The 16703-nt window shown below is 59.2% G+C and carries 15 protein-coding genes and 1 riboswitch; of the genes, 10 read left to right on the forward strand and 5 right to left on the reverse strand.

Annotation, left to right across the window (positions count from 1 at the left end; genetic code table 11):
- The first annotated feature begins 16 nt into the window (after positions 1 to 16).
- The gene (glnE, locus tag J1C59_RS03275; RefSeq protein WP_140917302.1) at positions 17 to 2869 is read left to right on the forward strand and encodes a bifunctional [glutamate--ammonia ligase]-adenylyl-L-tyrosine phosphorylase/[glutamate--ammonia-ligase] adenylyltransferase; all 2853 of its coding nucleotides are present in this window, start codon (positions 17 to 19) and stop codon (positions 2867 to 2869) included.
- 70 nt (positions 2870 to 2939) lie between these two features.
- On the forward strand, positions 2940 to 4364 hold the full coding sequence (gene hldE / locus J1C59_RS03280) for a bifunctional D-glycero-beta-D-manno-heptose-7-phosphate kinase/D-glycero-beta-D-manno-heptose 1-phosphate adenylyltransferase HldE (RefSeq protein ID WP_128085205.1): 1425 nt from the start codon (positions 2940 to 2942) through the stop codon (positions 4362 to 4364).
- Positions 4365 to 4406: 42 nt separating this feature from the next.
- Here the strand turns inward: hldE and ubiK are convergent, their stop codons facing one another.
- Positions 4407 to 4790 carry a ubiquinone biosynthesis accessory factor UbiK gene (gene ubiK / locus J1C59_RS03285; RefSeq protein ID WP_128085204.1) on the reverse strand — a complete coding sequence of 128 codons (384 nt, stop codon included), beginning with the start codon at positions 4788 to 4790 and terminating at the stop codon, positions 4407 to 4409.
- Between the two features lie 171 nt (positions 4791 to 4961).
- Positions 4962 to 5119, forward strand: a riboswitch (FMN riboswitch).
- A gap of 110 nt (positions 5120 to 5229) precedes the next feature.
- Here ubiK and ribB point away from each other — a divergent pair.
- Both ribB and ygiD read left to right on the forward strand, forming a co-directional pair.
- Entirely contained in the window at positions 5230 to 5886 is a 657-nt protein-coding gene (gene ribB, locus J1C59_RS03290; RefSeq protein ID WP_128085203.1) for a 3,4-dihydroxy-2-butanone-4-phosphate synthase, read from the forward strand.
- Positions 5887 to 6109: 223 nt separating this feature from the next.
- Entirely contained in the window at positions 6110 to 6895 is a 786-nt protein-coding gene (ygiD, locus tag J1C59_RS03295; protein WP_128085202.1) for a 4,5-DOPA-extradiol-dioxygenase, read from the forward strand.
- Positions 6896 to 7053: 158 nt separating this feature from the next.
- Here the strand turns inward: ygiD and J1C59_RS03300 are convergent, their stop codons facing one another.
- The 3 genes from J1C59_RS03300 to tolC all read right to left on the reverse strand — a co-directional run bounded on the left by J1C59_RS03300 (position 7054) and on the right by tolC (position 10502).
- Positions 7054 to 8214, reverse strand: coding sequence for a glutathionylspermidine synthase family protein (locus J1C59_RS03300; RefSeq protein WP_128085201.1), 1161 nt, complete (start codon positions 8212 to 8214; stop codon positions 7054 to 7056).
- 7 nt (positions 8215 to 8221) lie between these two features.
- Positions 8222 to 8893: a DUF1190 family protein gene (locus tag J1C59_RS03305; RefSeq protein ID WP_128085200.1), complete on the reverse strand. Its 672-nt coding sequence runs from the start codon at positions 8891 to 8893 to the stop codon at positions 8222 to 8224.
- A 142-nt stretch (positions 8894 to 9035) separates the two neighbouring features.
- On the reverse strand, positions 9036 to 10502 hold the full coding sequence (tolC, locus tag J1C59_RS03310) for an outer membrane channel protein TolC (protein ID WP_128085199.1): 1467 nt from the start codon (positions 10500 to 10502) through the stop codon (positions 9036 to 9038).
- Between the two features lie 213 nt (positions 10503 to 10715).
- Here tolC and nudF point away from each other — a divergent pair, with 213 nt between their 5' ends.
- The 6 genes from nudF to J1C59_RS03340 all read left to right on the forward strand — a co-directional run bounded on the left by nudF (position 10716) and on the right by J1C59_RS03340 (position 16181).
- On the forward strand, positions 10716 to 11351 hold the full coding sequence (gene nudF, locus J1C59_RS03315; RefSeq protein WP_128085208.1) for an ADP-ribose diphosphatase: 636 nt from the start codon (positions 10716 to 10718) through the stop codon (positions 11349 to 11351).
- On the forward strand, positions 11348 to 11773 hold the full coding sequence (locus J1C59_RS03320) for a DUF1249 family protein (RefSeq protein WP_128085198.1): 426 nt from the start codon (positions 11348 to 11350) through the stop codon (positions 11771 to 11773). Before nudF ends, J1C59_RS03320 begins: the two co-directional genes overlap by 4 nt.
- A 42-nt stretch (positions 11774 to 11815) precedes the next feature.
- Positions 11816 to 12643 carry a 3',5'-cyclic-AMP phosphodiesterase gene (gene cpdA / locus J1C59_RS03325; RefSeq protein ID WP_128085197.1) on the forward strand — a complete coding sequence of 276 codons (828 nt, stop codon included), beginning with the start codon at positions 11816 to 11818 and terminating at the stop codon, positions 12641 to 12643.
- A gap of 3 nt (positions 12644 to 12646) precedes the next feature.
- Entirely contained in the window at positions 12647 to 13228 is a 582-nt protein-coding gene (yqiA, locus tag J1C59_RS03330) for an esterase YqiA (RefSeq protein WP_128085196.1), read from the forward strand.
- A gap of 49 nt (positions 13229 to 13277) precedes the next feature.
- The gene (parE, locus tag J1C59_RS03335; RefSeq protein WP_128085195.1) at positions 13278 to 15173 is read left to right on the forward strand and encodes a DNA topoisomerase IV subunit B; all 1896 of its coding nucleotides are present in this window, start codon (positions 13278 to 13280) and stop codon (positions 15171 to 15173) included.
- Positions 15174 to 15281: 108 nt separating this feature from the next.
- The gene (locus tag J1C59_RS03340; protein ID WP_128085194.1) at positions 15282 to 16181 is read left to right on the forward strand and encodes a LysR substrate-binding domain-containing protein; all 900 of its coding nucleotides are present in this window, start codon (positions 15282 to 15284) and stop codon (positions 16179 to 16181) included.
- Between the two features lie 204 nt (positions 16182 to 16385).
- On the opposite strand, the gene J1C59_RS03345 is transcribed toward J1C59_RS03340, so the two are convergent.
- A complete protein-coding gene (locus tag J1C59_RS03345) occupies positions 16386 to 16694 on the reverse strand; it encodes a putative quinol monooxygenase (protein WP_128085193.1) in 309 nt (102 codons plus the stop codon).
- Between the last annotated feature and the right edge of the window lie 9 nt (positions 16695 to 16703).

The following is a 16703-nucleotide window of genomic DNA, read 5'->3' on the forward strand; positions in this document are numbered from 1 at the left end:
ATCTAAGGAGGGAGTTATGTTGTCAGCACTTCCCGCGTTGCTTCGCGACCAGGCGGAAAAGGCCGCCCGACTGCTTGAGGTGCCGCTGAGTTCGCTCAGCGCGGAGCAGGCCGCCGGACTGGCGTTCAGCGATTTTGTTCTGGAAAACCTGCAACAACATCCCGACTGGTGGCAGACGATGCGGGACCAGCCGCCTCAGCCCGACGAATATCAGCACTATCCGGAGTGGCTGAATCAGGCCCTGAGCGGCATCGACAGCGAAGCGGACCTGATGCGGGAGCTGCGGCTGTTTCGCCGCCGGATGCTGGTGCGTATCGCGTGGATGCAGGCGCTGCGGCACGCCACCACCGAACAGAGCCTGCAACAGCTCAGCCTGCTGGCCGAAGTGCTGATTAGCCGGGCGCGTGACTGGGTCTGGCAGGCGTGCTGCCAGGACTTTGGCACGCCCTGCAATGCGGAGGGCGAAGCGCAGCCGATGCTGATCCTCGGCATGGGCAAGCTGGGCGGGGGAGAACTCAACTTCTCCTCTGACATCGACCTGATTTTTGCCTGGCCGGAGAATGGCACCACGCGCGGCGGAAGGCGCGAGCTGGACAACGCTCAGTTCTTCACCCGCATGGGCCAGCGGCTGATCAGGGTGCTGGATCAGCCCACAATGGATGGTTTTGTCTATCGGGTGGATATGCGGCTGCGGCCGTTCGGCGACAGTGGCCCGCTGGTGATGAGCTTTGCCGCGCTGGAAGATTACTATCAGGAGCAGGGTCGTGACTGGGAGCGCTACGCGATGGTGAAGGCGCGCCTGATGGGGGACGATCACGACCGCTGGAGCCTGGAGCTGCAGCAGATGCTGCGGCCCTTTGTCTATCGTCGCTATATCGATTTCAGCGTGATCCAGTCGCTGCGCAACATGAAAGGGATGATCAGCCGGGAGGTCCGGCGGCGCGGACTGAAAAACAATATCAAGCTGGGCGCAGGCGGCATCCGCGAAACCGAATTTATCGTGCAGGTGTTCCAGCTGATTCGTGGTGGGCGTGAGCGCTCACTTCAGTTACGCGCGCTGCTGCCGACGCTGGAGGCGATCAAAACCCTGGCACTGCTGCCAGCGGATCAGGTCGATGCGCTGCGCGAAGCCTATCTCTTCCTGCGACGGCTGGAAAACCTGCTGCAGAGTCTGGGCGACGAACAGACCCAGACCCTGCCGGAGGATGACCTGCATCGCGCACGGCTGGCGTGGGCGATGGCGTGCGCCGACTGGGCGGCGCTGATGACTCAGCTCGACAGCCAGATGGCGGCGGTGCGGGCCATCTTTGATGAGCTGATTGGCGAAGACACCCCCGATATCGACGATCAGCGCGAGCTGGCAGAGTTTCAGGTGCTGTGGCAGGACCAGCTGGAGGATAACGAGCTGGCGCCGCTGGTGCCGCAGCTGAGCGACGATCACCGTCAGACGCTGCATCAGACGCTGGAGGCGTTTCGTCAGGATATCAACCGGCGCACCATCGGGCCGCGTGGCCGTCAGGCGCTGGATCAGCTGATGCCGCGCCTGCTGAGCGAGGTCTGCCCGCGTGACGATGCGGCGGTCACGCTCAGCCGCCTGACTCCGCTGCTGCTTGGTGTGCTGACGCGCAGTACCTATCTGGAGCTGCTGACCGAATATCACGGTGCGCTGCGCCACCTGATTCGCCTGTGCGCCGCCTCCCCGATGGTCGCCAGCCAGCTGGCACGCTATCCGCTGCTGCTGGATGAACTGCTCGATCCGGCCACGCTTTATCAGCCGACCGCCACCGATGCCTACCGCGATGAGCTGCGGCAGTATCTGCTGCGCATCCCAGCGGAAGATGAAGAGCAGCAGCTGGAAGCGGTACGGCAGTTCAAGCAGGCACAGCATCTGCGGATTGCGGCTGCAGACATCGCCGGCACGCTGCCGGTAATGAAAGTCAGCGATCATCTTACCTGGCTGGCGGAGGCGATCATCGAATCCGTGGTGCGTCAGGCGTGGCATATGATGGTGCAGCGCTACGGTCGTCCTTCGCATCTGGTCAATGAACATGAGCGCGGATTCGCGGTGCTGGGCTACGGAAAACTGGGGGGCTGGGAGCTGGGTTACAGTTCCGACCTCGATCTGGTCTTCCTGCACGACTGCCCGGCCGATGCCGTGACCGAAGGGGAGCGCAGCATCGATGGCCGTCAGTTCTATCTGCGCCTCGCCCAGCGCATCATGCATCTGTTCAGCACCCGCACCTCGTCCGGGATTCTCTATGAGGTCGATGCGCGGCTACGTCCTTCCGGCGCAGCGGGGATGCTGGTCAGCACCTTTGAGGCGTTTGAGGAGTATCAGCGCAGTGAAGCCTGGGCCTGGGAGCATCAGGCGCTGGTTCGTGCGCGTGTGGTCTTTGGAGAAACGGCACTGAGCCAGCGTTTTAACGCGATCCGTCTGGCGATCCTCTCGCTGCCGCGTCCCGCCGGGGTTCTGCAGACCGAAGTGCGCGAGATGCGTGAAAAGATGCGCGCTCACCTCAGCAACAAACACAAAGGCCGCTGGGATATTAAAGCCGACGAGGGCGGCATCACGGATATTGAATTCATCGCCCAATATCTTGTCTTACGCTACGCCGCCGAGCAGCCGGCGCTGACGCGCTGGTCTGATAACGTGCGCATTTTTGAGCTGATGGCGACGTTTGAAAAAATGCCTGCCGATGAAGCGCAGGCCCTGACGCAGGCGTATGTGACGCTGCGCGACGCACTGCATCATCGCGCCCTGCAGGAACTGCCTGGCCACGTTGAGCCAGAGGCGTTTGCAGCGGAGCGGCAGACAGTGCTGAACAGCTGGCAACGCTGGCTGGTCGCGCCGTCCTCTATCCTGGCGTGATGCTGATAGCACCATTCGCAACTGTGCTATCATCCGCGCACTATTTTTAATGCAGTCTGGAGTGTCTGGAATGAAAGTGACTCTGCCCGCGTTCGGCCAAGCCTCAGTGCTGGTTGTTGGCGATGTAATGTTGGATCGTTACTGGTATGGCCCAACCAGCCGTATCTCCCCTGAGGCACCGGTGCCGGTGGTGAAAGTGGACACGGTTGAAGAGCGTCCTGGCGGGGCGGCGAACGTGGCGATGAACATTGCAGCACTCGGTGCCGCGTCACGCCTGATTGGCCTGACCGGGGAAGATGATGCGGCGCGCGTGCTGAGTACCACGCTGAAAGACGTCAACGTTCACTGTGACTTTGTCGCGGTAAAAAGCCATCCGACGATTACCAAACTGCGCGTGCTTTCCCGCAACCAGCAGCTGATCCGCCTTGATTTTGAAGAGGGGTTTGAGCAGGTTGATCCGGAGCCGATTCACCAGAAAATGCGTGAATCCCTGGCCGCGGCGGGTGCGCTGGTGCTCTCCGATTATGCCAAAGGCGCGCTGAGCAGCGTGCAGACCATGATTACCCTGGCGCGCGAGGCGAAGGTGCCGGTCCTGATCGACCCGAAAGGCACCGATTTCGCCCGCTACCGTGGCGCGACGCTGCTGACGCCGAACCTCTCTGAGTTTGAAGCCGTCGTCGGCAAGTGCAAAAGCGAAGAGGAGATCGTGGCGCGCGGGATGCAGCTGATTGCTGATTTTGACCTCGCCGCGCTGCTGGTCACCCGTTCCGAAAATGGCATGACGCTGCTGCAGCCAGGCAAAGCACCTCTGCATCTGCCGACGCAGGCGCAGGAAGTGTATGACGTGACCGGTGCCGGCGATACGGTGATTGGCGTGCTGGCAGCAGCGCTGGCGGCGGGTGACTCGCTGGAAGAGGCCTGTTTCCTGGCCAATGCCGCCGCCGGTGTGGTGGTGGGGAAACTGGGTACATCGACCGTCAGCACCGTCGAGCTGGAGAATGCGATCCACGCCCGTCCGGAGCAGGGCTTTGGCATCATGACAGAAGCGCAGCTGAAAGCCGCCGTCGAAATGGCCCGTCGCCGTGGCGAGAAAGTGGTGATGACCAATGGCGTGTTCGACATCCTGCATGCCGGGCATGTCTCCTACCTCGCCAACGCCCGCAAGCTGGGCGACCGGCTGATCGTCGCGGTCAACAGCGATGCTTCGACAAAACGTCTGAAAGGAGAAAGCCGTCCGGTCAATCCACAGGAAAACCGGATGATCGTGCTTGGCGCGCTGGAAGCGGTCGACTGGGTTGTGGTGTTTGAAGAGGACACCCCGCAGCGCCTGATTGCCTCTATTCTGCCGGACCTGCTGGTAAAAGGCGGGGATTACAAGCCGGAAGATATCGCTGGCAGCAAAGAAGTGTGGGCCAATGGCGGTGATGTGCAGGTACTGAACTTTGAAGACGGTATCTCGACCACCAACATTATCAAAACCATTCGCGGCAGCTGAGGCCACGTCTGAGCGGGAGCCGCCAGGCTCCCGCCTGAACACTTATTCGGACTTGTTATCCGGCACAGGTTTCACCACGTCGGCAACCGGTGGCGGAGAGACCGCAGGTGAGGTCGCTACCGCAGCCGCCGGGGTCACGGTGGAGGTGGCTGAAGCGGCTGCCGCTGGCGGCGTACCGGCTGAGGCGCCCTGGCTTTCCAGCTGCGCCAGACGCTGTTCCAGCGCCGCCAGCTTCTCCCGCGTACGCAGCAAGACCTGCGTCTGCACATCAAACTCTTCACGGTTGACCAGATCCATCCGGGTCAGCTGCGCCTGAAGAACCTGACGAATTTTCTTTTCGACATCATCCCCAAACTCACGAACACCTTTCGGCATCGCGTCGTGAACCTGACGGGCAAGGTGTTCAATTTTTTTCGTGTCGATCATGATGATTTCCTGGTTACGGGGAGCTGTGTCAGCGTGTTTACCAACGTAATAAGTGTTAAGTGTAATGCCAGAAATGAAAAGGATAAACCTCAAATCCGTAACGCAGGAAATGCAAAAGCAATTGCGCTATTGATGATTGCCGCTTCAAACATTCGGCGTTATAGTTGAAGAGCTTATTCTCAGGGCGGGGCGCAATTCCCCACCGGCGGTAAATCAGCTTCGGCTGAAAGCCCGCGAGCGCTTTATCCCACTGAAATGCGGGATAAAGGTCAGCAGATCCGGTGTAATTCCGGGGCCGACGGTTACAGTCCGGATGGGAGAGGGTAACGACATCTGTCGGACAATTGTGTCTGCTTCACGTTATTGCCACGTCTTTTTGACGTCACTCCTAAGCACGCCCTGATTCTGGTAACCCATACATATAAAGGTTTTTATTACCATGAATCAGACGCTACTTTCTGAATTTGGCACGCCTGAACAGCGTGTAGAACGTGCTATCGCCGCCCTGCGTGAGGGTCGTGGTGTGATGGTACTCGACGATGAAAATCGTGAAAACGAAGGCGACATGATCTTCGCCGCAGAAACCATGACTGTTGAACAGATGGCGCTGACGATTCGTCACGGCAGCGGCATCGTCTGCCTTTGCCTGACGGAAGAGCGTCGCCAGCAGCTCGATCTGCCGATGATGGTGGAAAACAACACCAGCTCCTTTGGCACCGGCTTTACCGTGACCATCGAAGCGGCAGAGGGTGTCACCACCGGCGTTTCCGCGCAGGATCGCATCACCACCATCCGCACGGCGATTGCCGATGATGCAAAGCCGGCCGATCTGCATCGTCCTGGTCACGTCTTCCCGCTGCGCGCCAGCGAAGGTGGGGTGCTGACCCGTGGCGGCCACACAGAAGCGACCATCGATCTGGTCACGCTCGCAGGCTTTAAGCCCGCCGGTGTCCTGTGTGAACTGACCAACGACGATGGCACCATGGCGCATGCGCCTGAAGCGATTGCGTTTGCCCGTCAGCATCAGATGCCGGTCGTCACGATTGAAGACCTGATCGCCTGGCGTCGCACGCACGAAACCCGTCACGCCAGCTGAGTCATCTGCTGCCCTAAAACAGGCCTCCTGCGGGCCTGTTTTTGTTTCGGCTCCCGCTGTTGTCGCGCTTTCCGTCTCTTCCCGCGGTCAGCCAGCCGCTTAATATTACCCCGTTTATTTCATTCAAATTTCCTGATGATCTCCATCATGCTTATCCGCGTGATCCCGGCATCAATGCGCGTATCGTAGTGACCATTAAATCACCGGATCCCGGAGTACACGAATGAGTCAGTTACGCATGCCAGCGCTGTTTTTGGGCCATGGCAACCCGATGAATGCCCTTGAAGAGAACCGCTATACCGCCGCGTGGCGTCAGGCGGGCGACACGCTGCCGCGTCCGCGTGCGATTATTGCGGTTTCAGCGCACTGGTACACGCGCGGCACTGCCGTCACCGCGATGGCGCAGCCGAAAACCATTCATGATTTCGGAGGATTTCCGCAGGCGCTGTTTGATACGCGCTATCCGGCACCGGGTTCGCCTGAGCTGGCGCAGCAGCTGGTGGCGCAGTTAGCGCCGGTGGCGGTGACGCTGGATCACGACTGGGGACTGGATCACGGTTCCTGGGGCGTCCTGATAAAGATGTATCCGGATGCCGATATTCCGGTGGTGCAGCTCAGCATCGATGGTACCCGACCGGCGGCATGGCATTTTGAGATGGGCCGCAAACTGGCTGCGCTGCGCGATCAGGGCGTGATGATTGTTGCCAGCGGCAACGTGGTGCATAACCTGCGTCAGGCGCACTGGAACGGCAGCAGTGAGGTCTATCCCTGGGCCAGCGGGTTTGAACAGTTCGTTCGCGATAACCTGGCGGTCCAGAGCGATGCCGCATCACATCCGCTGGTGAACTTTATGGATCATCCTGATGCCGCGCTCGCCAATCCGACGCCTGAGCACTATCTGCCGCTGCTCTATGTGCTGGGCACACGTCAGCCGGATGACGCCATCACCATTCCGGTTGACGGAATCGAGATGGGGGCCATCAGCATGTTGTCGGTTCAGGTCGGTTAAGCAGAAGATCGGGCGCAGAGGATAAACATGCCCTGCAGCCCGGAGAAGCCGTCAGGCGTTTCTGAACAACATCGCGCGGATGCACCTCAGGGCGCAGGGGCAGAGTCGGGCGGGCCGGCTGACCGGCACCCGCCCGATTTTGGGTTAACGGCGCTTCGTCAGCCGATAAAGGCGTGCGGATAGAAGCGGGAGAGATCCTGGGTGATCAGGTCACGATCCTCGCGCAGACCAATACCCGCTGGTTGATCGTCAATCAGCCAGCTGCCGATCAGCGTATAGCTGTCGCCAAATTTTGGCAGCGGATGGAACTGCTGGACGATCATTCCCTCTTCGCCATAAGGCCCGTCTACCCGGGCGATCTCCTGACCGTTCTCCACGATGCGGATGTTAGCGCCTTCACGGGAAAACAGCGGCTTAACCACATATTTCTCCATCGGCGGAACATCATCCTCTGCAAACCAAGCGGGCAGCAGGTTAGGGTGATTCGGGAACATCTCCCACAGCATCGGCAGCAACGCTTTATTTGAGATAATGCTCTTCCATGCCGGTTCCAGCCAGCGCACGCCAGCATCCCCCAGCTTGGTTGAGAACATTTCGCGCAGCATGAATTCCCACGGATAGAGCTTGAACAGGTTGCTGATCACCTGATCCTGAGCGTCGGTAAATTCCCCTTTTTCGCCCAGGCCAATCTCATCAATGTAGAGAAACTCACTCGGCAGGCCCGCTTCGGTGGCGCAATCCTGAAGATACTGCACGGTTCCGCGATCTTCATCGGTATCGCGGCAGCAGGCGAAGTGCAGCCAGTTAAACCCGTGCTGCTGATGCAGATCGGCGAAGCGCTCAATCAGCTTCTCCTGCAGGCTGTTGAACTGGTCGCTGCCTGCGGGTAACTGACCGGCGTTGAGCTGATCTTCCAGCCAGAGCCACTGGAAGAAAGCCGCTTCATACAGCGAGGTCGGCGTGTCCGCATTGTTCTCCAGCAGTTTGACCTCGCCTTTTCCATCCCAGGCGAGATCGAGACGCGAATAGAGCGAAGGCTGACGCTGACGCCATGAATCGCGCACGAAGTCCCAGGTATGCTTAGGAATGCGGAATTTCGTCAGCAGCGCCTCGCTGTTGACCACTTTCTCCACCACCTGCAGGCACATCTGATGCAGCTCCGCGGTCACCTCTTCCAGATGTTCGATCTGCGCCAGCGTGAACTGGTAATAGGCATCCTCACACCAGTAGGGTTCGCCATGCATGGTGTGAAAACGAAAACCGAACTCGGTGGCTTTTTCGCGCCAGCCGGGGCGTTCTGAAATGGCAATGCGTTCCATCGGGGCGTCAGCCTCCCATTGAGCGGCTGGAGGTGCCGGTGGCGCTGCTGCGTTGCATGCTGTTCTGTTTGGCCACGGTTTCACCGAAGCCGCCGCGGGTGATGGTCGAGGTGGTCGCCGGTTTCGGGGCCAGCGCCGTTTGCGGCACGGTCATGCTTTTGCCGGAGGTCGCCGCGCCATAGTTGCGGCCGGACGCATCCACAAACTGACCGTTGGCCGGGCTGCGGGCCGTTTTAGGCGAGAACAGCGGTTGCTGCGCAAAGCCGGCACCGCCGCCCATCATGCGGCCCATCATGTAACCCGCCATCAGTGGCATCCAGAAGCTGCCGCCACTCTGCTGAGATTCTGCATTGGTGGTGCCCACGCCCGCCTGCGCCGGTGTCTGCTGACACTGATTCTCACCAAATTCCGCAACGCAGTCTTCACGCGTGGCATATTTTGGCGCGGTGCGTTCCGCCTCTTTTTTGGCCTCATTGAAGGCGGTGGTGCACTGTGCGCTCTGACCCGGATTGGCCTTCGAACAGTCATCCGCGTTCTGGTACATCGACACCGTTTCATCGTTCTGTTCACAGCCAGCCAGCATAAAGACGGCCGATACGGCGAACGCAACGGGCGTTAAATGGCGTGCCTGCCAGCTCTTGCGAAAAGCGGCATAGCGAATAGATTTTGTGCGTTTCATTATGATTATCCTGTGCCCAAAGGTAGGGCATAGAATAGGGGATGGGGGGGTAAAATTGAAGCTGAAGGCCTGATGCAGCAGGGATCTTTACTTAGTTATACGTTCAGCAGAGAGACGGGCCGCAAAGCAGCCCGTCTGCTGATTAATTACCGAAAGGATTACCGCTGTTGCGACGCGCCGCCGGGCGGGCTGCCTCAGACGAACCGGTGGCCACAGGGCCATTATCCACACGCGCGGTCTGCTGCGCGTTTTCCGGTGCCACCGTTTCCGGTGAGGTCGGGATCTCTTTACCCAGCTGGCTGTTCAGTTTCTGCAGGCTCTGCTCGTTGAGCGTTCCCAGTGCGTAACTGATATTCAGCTGGTTGATCAGGTAGCTGTAACGCGCATCAGAGAGCTGCTGCTTCGCGTTGTAGAGCACGGTGGTGGCATCCAGCACATCAACGATGGTGCGTGTCCCCACCTGATAGCCCGCTTCTGACGCATCCAGTGAACTCTGCGCAGAGACCACCGCCTGTTTGTAGGCGCTGATGCTGCTGATAGAGGCGTTCACGTTGTTAAACGACTGACGCACGGTCTGCACCGCAGAGCGGTGTGCGCTCTCCAGCTGCTCGCTGGCGCTGACGAAATTGTACTGCGCCTGTTTCACCTGCGAGGTCACGCTGCCGCCGCTGTAGAGTGGCAGAGAGAAGCTCAGACCCACCTGGTTGGAACCGGTGATGGAGTCGGTTGACCCGGTACTCTGGTTCGCACGGCTGCCGCCATATTTGCTGTTAGACAGGCCGGTAGACGCCTTGAGATCCAGCGTGGGCATGTGGCCGGTTTCCGCGTAGCGGATCTGCTCGCGCGCTAAATCCTGGCTCAGACGCGCAGAGAGCAGCGACAGGTTGCGGTTTTCCGCCTGCTTCAGCAGCGCGCTGACCGCATCGGGTTTGTCAGTTTTGAAGCGGTCGATGCTCAGCGAGGCCAGCGACAGGTAATCCATGCCGGTGATCTGACGCAGCGTCTCGACGTTGTTATCCAGGTCGTTGCGGGCGGTTACTTCGTTTGCCAGCACGCTGTCATACTGTGCGCGGGCGTTCTGCACGTCGGTGATGGCAACCAGGCCTACGTTAAAGCGCTGTGTGGTCTGATCCAGCTCGCGGTAGATCGACTGTTTCTGCGCTTCGGTGTAAGAAAGGGTATCAATCGCTTTCAGCACGTTGAAGTAGGCGGTCGCCGTCTTCAGAATCAGATCCTGCTGCGCGACCTGATAGGTCACATCCTGAATACCGGCGGTCTTTTCCTGCAGGGTCAGCGCACGCCATTTCGACATATCGAAAAGGGTCTGGGTTAATTGCAGTGTGCCGCTGGTGGTGTTGGAATGCAGACCGCTGTTATCGCGATAGCCGCTATTATAGGTATAGTCTGCACCCAGGCCGAGCTGGGGTAACAGTGGGCTACGCGATTCGTTGATCTTCTCAAAAGCAGAATCGCGATCGGCAGCGGCGCTGCGCAGATCCGGGTTGCTCAGACGCGCTTGCTGGTAAACCTGAAGCAGGTCTTCGGCCTGGCTGGCGAAGCTGAAACCGCCCAGGCTCAGCCCAATAAAAAATGGGAGCAGTTTTTTCATTTGCATTCCTTTTGTTGCAGCAAATTGCAGTGGGTGCGCTGCCGGGTAAGCCAAAAAATTATCGCCGATTCTAGCAGAGGGCAACTGTGAGATAAGTTGGCTGAACGTGCCTTCTCCCTCTAATTTACGTAAATAATTCATAAAGAACCACTTACATGGAGCAGGGTAACAGGCTTTTTTCGCTCCATCCCAATCTGCACAAGGAACCTGATGATGACGGAAGAAAAAAAATCCCCTGTGACTTTCACAAAAAACGATGTAGAAATTATTGCACGCGAAACCCTCTACGACGGTTTTTTTTCCATTGAGCGCTATCGTTTCCGCCACCGCCGGTTTAACGGCGAAATGAGTGGCGAAGTGCAGCGCGAAGTTTTTGAGCGCGGACATGCCGCCGTGCTGCTACCTTATGATCCCTTACGCGACGAAGTGGTGCTGATTGAGCAGATCCGCATCCCGGCTTATGACAGCAGCGCCTCACCCTGGCTGCTGGAGATGGTCGCCGGTATTATTGAGCCGGGCGAAACGGTCGAGCAGGTGGCGCGTCGCGAAGCCGTCGAAGAGGCGGGATTAACGGTCGGCCGGATCAAGCCCATGCTGAGCTATCTGGCCAGCCCTGGCGGCACCAGCGAACGTCTGTCGGTGCTGATTGGGGAAGTGGATGCCAGCCAGGCAGAGGGATGCCATGGTCTGGAGGAAGAGAATGAGGATATTCTTGTCCATGTGGTGAGCCGCGAACAGGCTTATCGCTGGGTGGAAGAGGGGATAATCGACAATGCGGCGTCTGTCATCGCCCTGCAATGGCTGGCGTTGCACCATGAAAAACTACGCGAAGAGTGGATACAAAAATGAAACAGCGCTATACCCCTGACTTTCCCGAAATGATGCGGCTCTGCGAAACCAATTTCGCCCAGCTAAGCCGCCTGCTGCCGCGCAACGATGAGGCGGGTGCATCGGTGATCTATCAGGTGAGTGGCGCCCGTTACCAGCTGACGATTCAGGAGTCGACCCGCTACACCACGCTGGTGGAGATTCGCCAGGTCGCGCCTGCCGTCAGTTACTGGAGCCTGCCTTCGATGTCGGTCCGGCTCTATCACGATGCGATGGTCGCCGAAGTGTGTTCAACGCAACAGATCTATCGTTTCAAAGCGCGCTATGATTATCCTAATAAAAAACTGCATCAGCGCGATGAAAAACATCAGATCAACCAGTTTCTCGCAGACTGGCTGCGCTACTGCCTGGCGCATGGCGCGATGGCAGTTCCGGTCTGCTGATGCGTATAATGCGGTAAATGGCGTGGAGACGAAGGAAACGCTTTGGATAGCCTGCTAACTCTTCCTGCGGCGAACGGTTCCGGATTCAGGATTTTACAAATTACGGATACTCACCTGTTCGCGGGAAAACATGAATCGTTGCTTGGGGTGAACACCTGGTCGAGCTACAAAGCGGTGCTGGATGCGATTATCGCGCAACAGCGCGACTACGACCTGATCATCGCCACCGGCGATCTCGCTCAGGATCACTCTGCCGAAGCCTATCAGCATTTTGCTGAGGGTATCTCACGTTTGCCCCGGCCCTGCGTCTGGCTGCCCGGCAATCACGATTTTCAGCCCGCGATGGTCGATACCCTGGCCGCCGCCCATATCAATGCCCATAAACAGGTACTGCTGGGTGAGGCGTGGCAGATTGTTCTGCTCGACAGCCAGGTTTCCGGGGTGCCGCACGGCATGCTGAGCGACTACCAGCTGGAGTGGCTCGACAATGCGCTGGGGTGCTATCCGCAACGGCATACGCTGGTCCTGCTGCATCACCATCCGCTGGCCTCGGGCTGCACCTGGCTCGATCAGCACAGCCTGCGCAATTCTCACCAGCTGGACGCGGTGCTGCAGCGTCACCCGCTGGCGCGGACGCTGGTCTGCGGGCATATTCATCAGGAGCTGGATCTGGCGTGGCATGGCCGCCGGGTGCTGGCGACGCCTTCAACCTGCGTGCAGTTCAAGCCACACTGCACCAGCTTTACCATCGACACCGTGGCTCCGGGCTGGCGCTGGTTTACCCTGCATCCGGATGGCAGCCTCGACACCGAGGTGAACCGGCTCGACACCGACGCTTTTCGTCCTGATTTAGACTCAGAAGGATACTGACGCGTGGCGGCTTTGCTCTATCTGCACGGGTTTAACAGTTCGCCCCTGTCGGCGAAGGCGACGCAGTTCCGGCAATGGCTGGAGGCGGAGCATCCGGCGATCGAGATGATCGTGCCGCAGCTGCCCACTTTCCCGGCCGATGCCGCCGCGATGCTGGAAGATCTGGTGCTGAGCCGCAGCGGCGAAACGCTGGGGCTGGTCGGCTCATCGCTGGGCGGCTACTACGCCACCTGGCTGTCGCAATGCTTTATGCTGCCTGCGGTGGTCGTCAATCCTGCGGTACGGCCGTTTGAACTGCTGGCGGATTTCCTGGGCGAAAATCAGAATCCCTACACCGGCCAGCAATATGTGTTAGAGTCTCGCCACATTTACGATCTCAAAGTAATGCAGATTGAACCGCTGGAAGCGCCCGATTTACTCTGGCTGCTGCAACAGACCGGCGATGAAGTTCTCGATTATCGTCAGGCGCTCGACTATTACAGCGCGTGCCGGCACACGGTAGAAGAGGGCGGCAATCATGCATTTACTGGATTCGAGCGCCATTTCCCGCAGATTCTGGACTTTCTGGGTCTGAATCATCCCTGAGTAATGCGGAAATCGCACCCCATTTCATCTTTCTAATCAGACATTTACGATGAGTCAATCGAACTATAACGCGGATGCCATTGAGGTCCTGACTGGCCTTGAGCCTGTTCGCCGTCGCCCGGGCATGTACACCGATACGACGCGACCCAACCATTTGGGTCAGGAAGTGATTGATAACAGCGTCGATGAGGCGCTGGGCGGCCACGCGAAGCGGGTTGAAGTGATTCTGCACGCTGACCAGTCGCTGGAAGTTATTGATGATGGTCGCGGCATGCCGGTGGATATTCACCCGGAAGAGGGCGTGCCTGCGGTCGAACTGATCCTGTGCCGTCTGCACGCGGGCGGCAAGTTCTCCAATAAAAACTATCAGTTCTCAGGCGGCCTGCACGGTGTCGGGATCTCCGTGGTTAACGCCCTCTCCAGACGTGTCGAAGTTACGGTGCGCCGTAACGGCGAAATCTATGACATGGCGTTTGAAAATGGCGACAAGGTGCAGGATCTCACCGTCACCGGCACCGTGGCGAAACGCAACACCGGCACCCGTGTGCATTTCTGGCCGGATGAGCGTTTCTTCGACAGCCCGCGCTTCTCCGTGTCGCGCCTGTCGCACCTGCTGAAAGCCAAAGCGGTGCTCTGTCCCGGCGTGGAGATTGTCTTTAAAGACAAGCTGAACAATACCGAACAGACCTGGTGCTACCAGGATGGTCTGACCGACTATCTCTCCGAAGCCGTGAATGGCCTGCCGACGCTGCCGGAAAAACCCTTTGTCGGCAGCTTTGCCGGGGATGTGGAAGCGGTAGACTGGGCGCTGCTGTGGCTGCCGGAAGGCGGCGAGCTGCTGACCGAAAGCTACGTGAACCTGATCCCGACCATGCAGGGCGGTACCCACGTCAACGGTCTGCGTCAGGGGCTGCTGGATGCAATGCGCGAGTTCTGCGAATACCGCAACATTCTGCCGCGCGGCGTAAAACTCTCTGCGGAAGATATCTGGGATCGCTGCGCCTATGTGCTGTCGGTGAAGATGCAGGATCCGCAGTTTGCCGGACAGACCAAAGAGCGCCTCTCTTCACGTCAGTGCGCCGCCTTTGTCTCTGGTGTAGTAAAAGATGCTTTCAGCCTGTGGCTGAACCAGAATATCCAGACCGCAGAACTGCTGGCGGAACTGGCGATCTCCAGCGCCCAGCGGCGTATGCGGGCCGCCAAAAAGGTGGTGCGTAAAAAGCTCACCAGCGGGCCGGCGCTGCCGGGCAAGCTGGCGGACTGTACCGCGCAGGATCTGAATAAAACAGAACTCTTCCTGGTGGAAGGGGACTCTGCAGGCGGCTCGGCCAAACAGGCGCGCGATCGCGAATATCAGGCGATCATGCCGCTGAAAGGCAAGATCCTGAACACCTGGGAAGTCTCGTCCGACGAAGTGCTGGCGTCGCAGGAAGTGCACGATATCTCGGTAGCGATCGGCATCGATCCGGACAGCGAAGATCTGTCGCAGCTGCGCTACGGGAAGATCTGCATCCTGGCGGATGCGGACTCGGATGGTCTGCACATTGCCACGCTGCTCTGTGCGCTGTTCGTGAAGCATTTCCGTTCGCTGGTGGTGGGCGGACACGTCTACGTCGCGATGCCGCCGCTCTACCGTATCGACCTCGGCAAAGAGGTCTACTACGCGCTGGATGAAGATGAGAAAGAGGGCGTGCTGGAGCAGCTGAAGCGCAAGAAGGGCAAACCTAACGTTCAGCGCTTTAAAGGGCTGGGCGAGATGAACCCGATGCAGCTGCGCGAAACCACGCTGGATCCGAATACCCGTCGCCTGGTGCAGCTGACGATCAGCGATGAAGATGTCGATCAGACGCTGCGCATCATGGATATGCTGCTGGCGAAAAAGCGGTCCGAAGACCGGCGCAACTGGCTGCAGGAAAAGGGCGATACCGCCGATATCGAAGTGTAAACAACAGGACGCGCAGGCGTCCTGTTCGCTTTATGACGCCGGTATGATGAACCCGGTGCCGCCTCAGCCGCACCGGTCAGGTTTTCGTGAGCAGAGACAGTAACCATTGTGAAAATTACGCTGGAAGAGTTACGCGCCTGGGTCGCGGTGGTGGACAGCGGATCGATTACGGCCGCTGCCGCGCAGCTGGCGCAGACCAGTTCGGGCATCAGCCGCGCCCTGTCCCGGCTGGAGAGCAAGCTGCAGACGACGCTGCTGCATCGCACCACCCGGCGGCTGGCGCTGACGGAAGAGGGGCAGGTGTTTCTGGCGCATGCGCGGCAGATCCTGGCCTCGGTTGAGCAGGCGGAAGAGCAGATCGCCCAGCGACGGGAGGTGCCCTCCGGGCGGCTGCGGGTCAACGCCGCCACCCCCTTTATGCTGCATGTGATCGTGCCGCTGGTGGAGGCGTTCCGCGCCCGTTATCCGCTGATCCAGCTTGAACTCAACACCGACGATATCCTGATCGATCTGCTGGAGCAGCAGACCGACGTCGCCATTCGCATCGGCGAACTGCGCGACTCCACGCTGCACGCCCGGATGCTGGGCAGCAGTGCGATCCGGCTGATGGCCAGTCCGGCCTATCTGGCGAAGGCGGGCACTCCGCAGAGCGTGGCGGATCTGGCCCGGCATCAGACCATCGGTTTCAGTTACCCCGAAACCCTTAACGTCTGGCCCCTCTGGCAGTCGGAAGGCAATTTTATGCGCTTCAGACCGACGATCGCGGCCTCCAGCGGCGAAACCATCCGACAGCTGGCGCTGGCGGGACAGGGGATCGCGCGCCTCTCCGACTTCGTCAGCCGGGACGATTGTGTGGCCGGGCGGCTGGTGCCGGTGCTGCCGGCTGAGACCCGCGATCTGCGGTTGCCGGTTCATGCGGTTTACTACCGTAACACCACGCTCTCATCACGCATCGCCTGCTTCGTGGACTTTCTCCGCAGCGAGATCGATCGGCGTCAGCTGCTCTGAACCTGGCGGTCAGAAAGAAAAAACCCCTGTCACAGGACAGGGGTTAAGGGGCCAGGCCTGGCCATCTTCGCTCGCCGGCACTGCCCGCGCCGGGAACAGGACGCGCCCGGAAAGAGGCTCAGGCCTGTGCTTTGCGGGGTGAGCCCGTGCGTTGCTGCCAGAGAGACGCAGAGGCGAGTCGGTCAGCCGCTATGCACGCAGCGGTCAGGTGCTGGGTTCCAGCACCAGAATTTTCACGTCCACCACGTCATCTTTGATGATGGCGCGATGCGCATCCATGTGCGGCATCTGCTGATGCTGCTCCAGATGGCGCAGCGTTTCCCACTGTTCCAGCATAAAAATGGAGTCTGGCGAGTTCTGCTTCCACGGCACCTGTGCCTGATGGTCCAGCAGCGCGTCATACTGATGGCATCCCTCTTCCGCTAAGACCTGCGGGATCAGCTTTTTCACCGCATCCAGCACAGCCTGACGGCGACCGGGTTTAACACAAAGTTCAGCAACGACTGTTAACATTCGCGAATT

The organism is Pantoea deleyi (assembly GCF_022647325.1).
Classification (GTDB): domain Bacteria; phylum Pseudomonadota; class Gammaproteobacteria; order Enterobacterales; family Enterobacteriaceae; genus Pantoea; species Pantoea deleyi.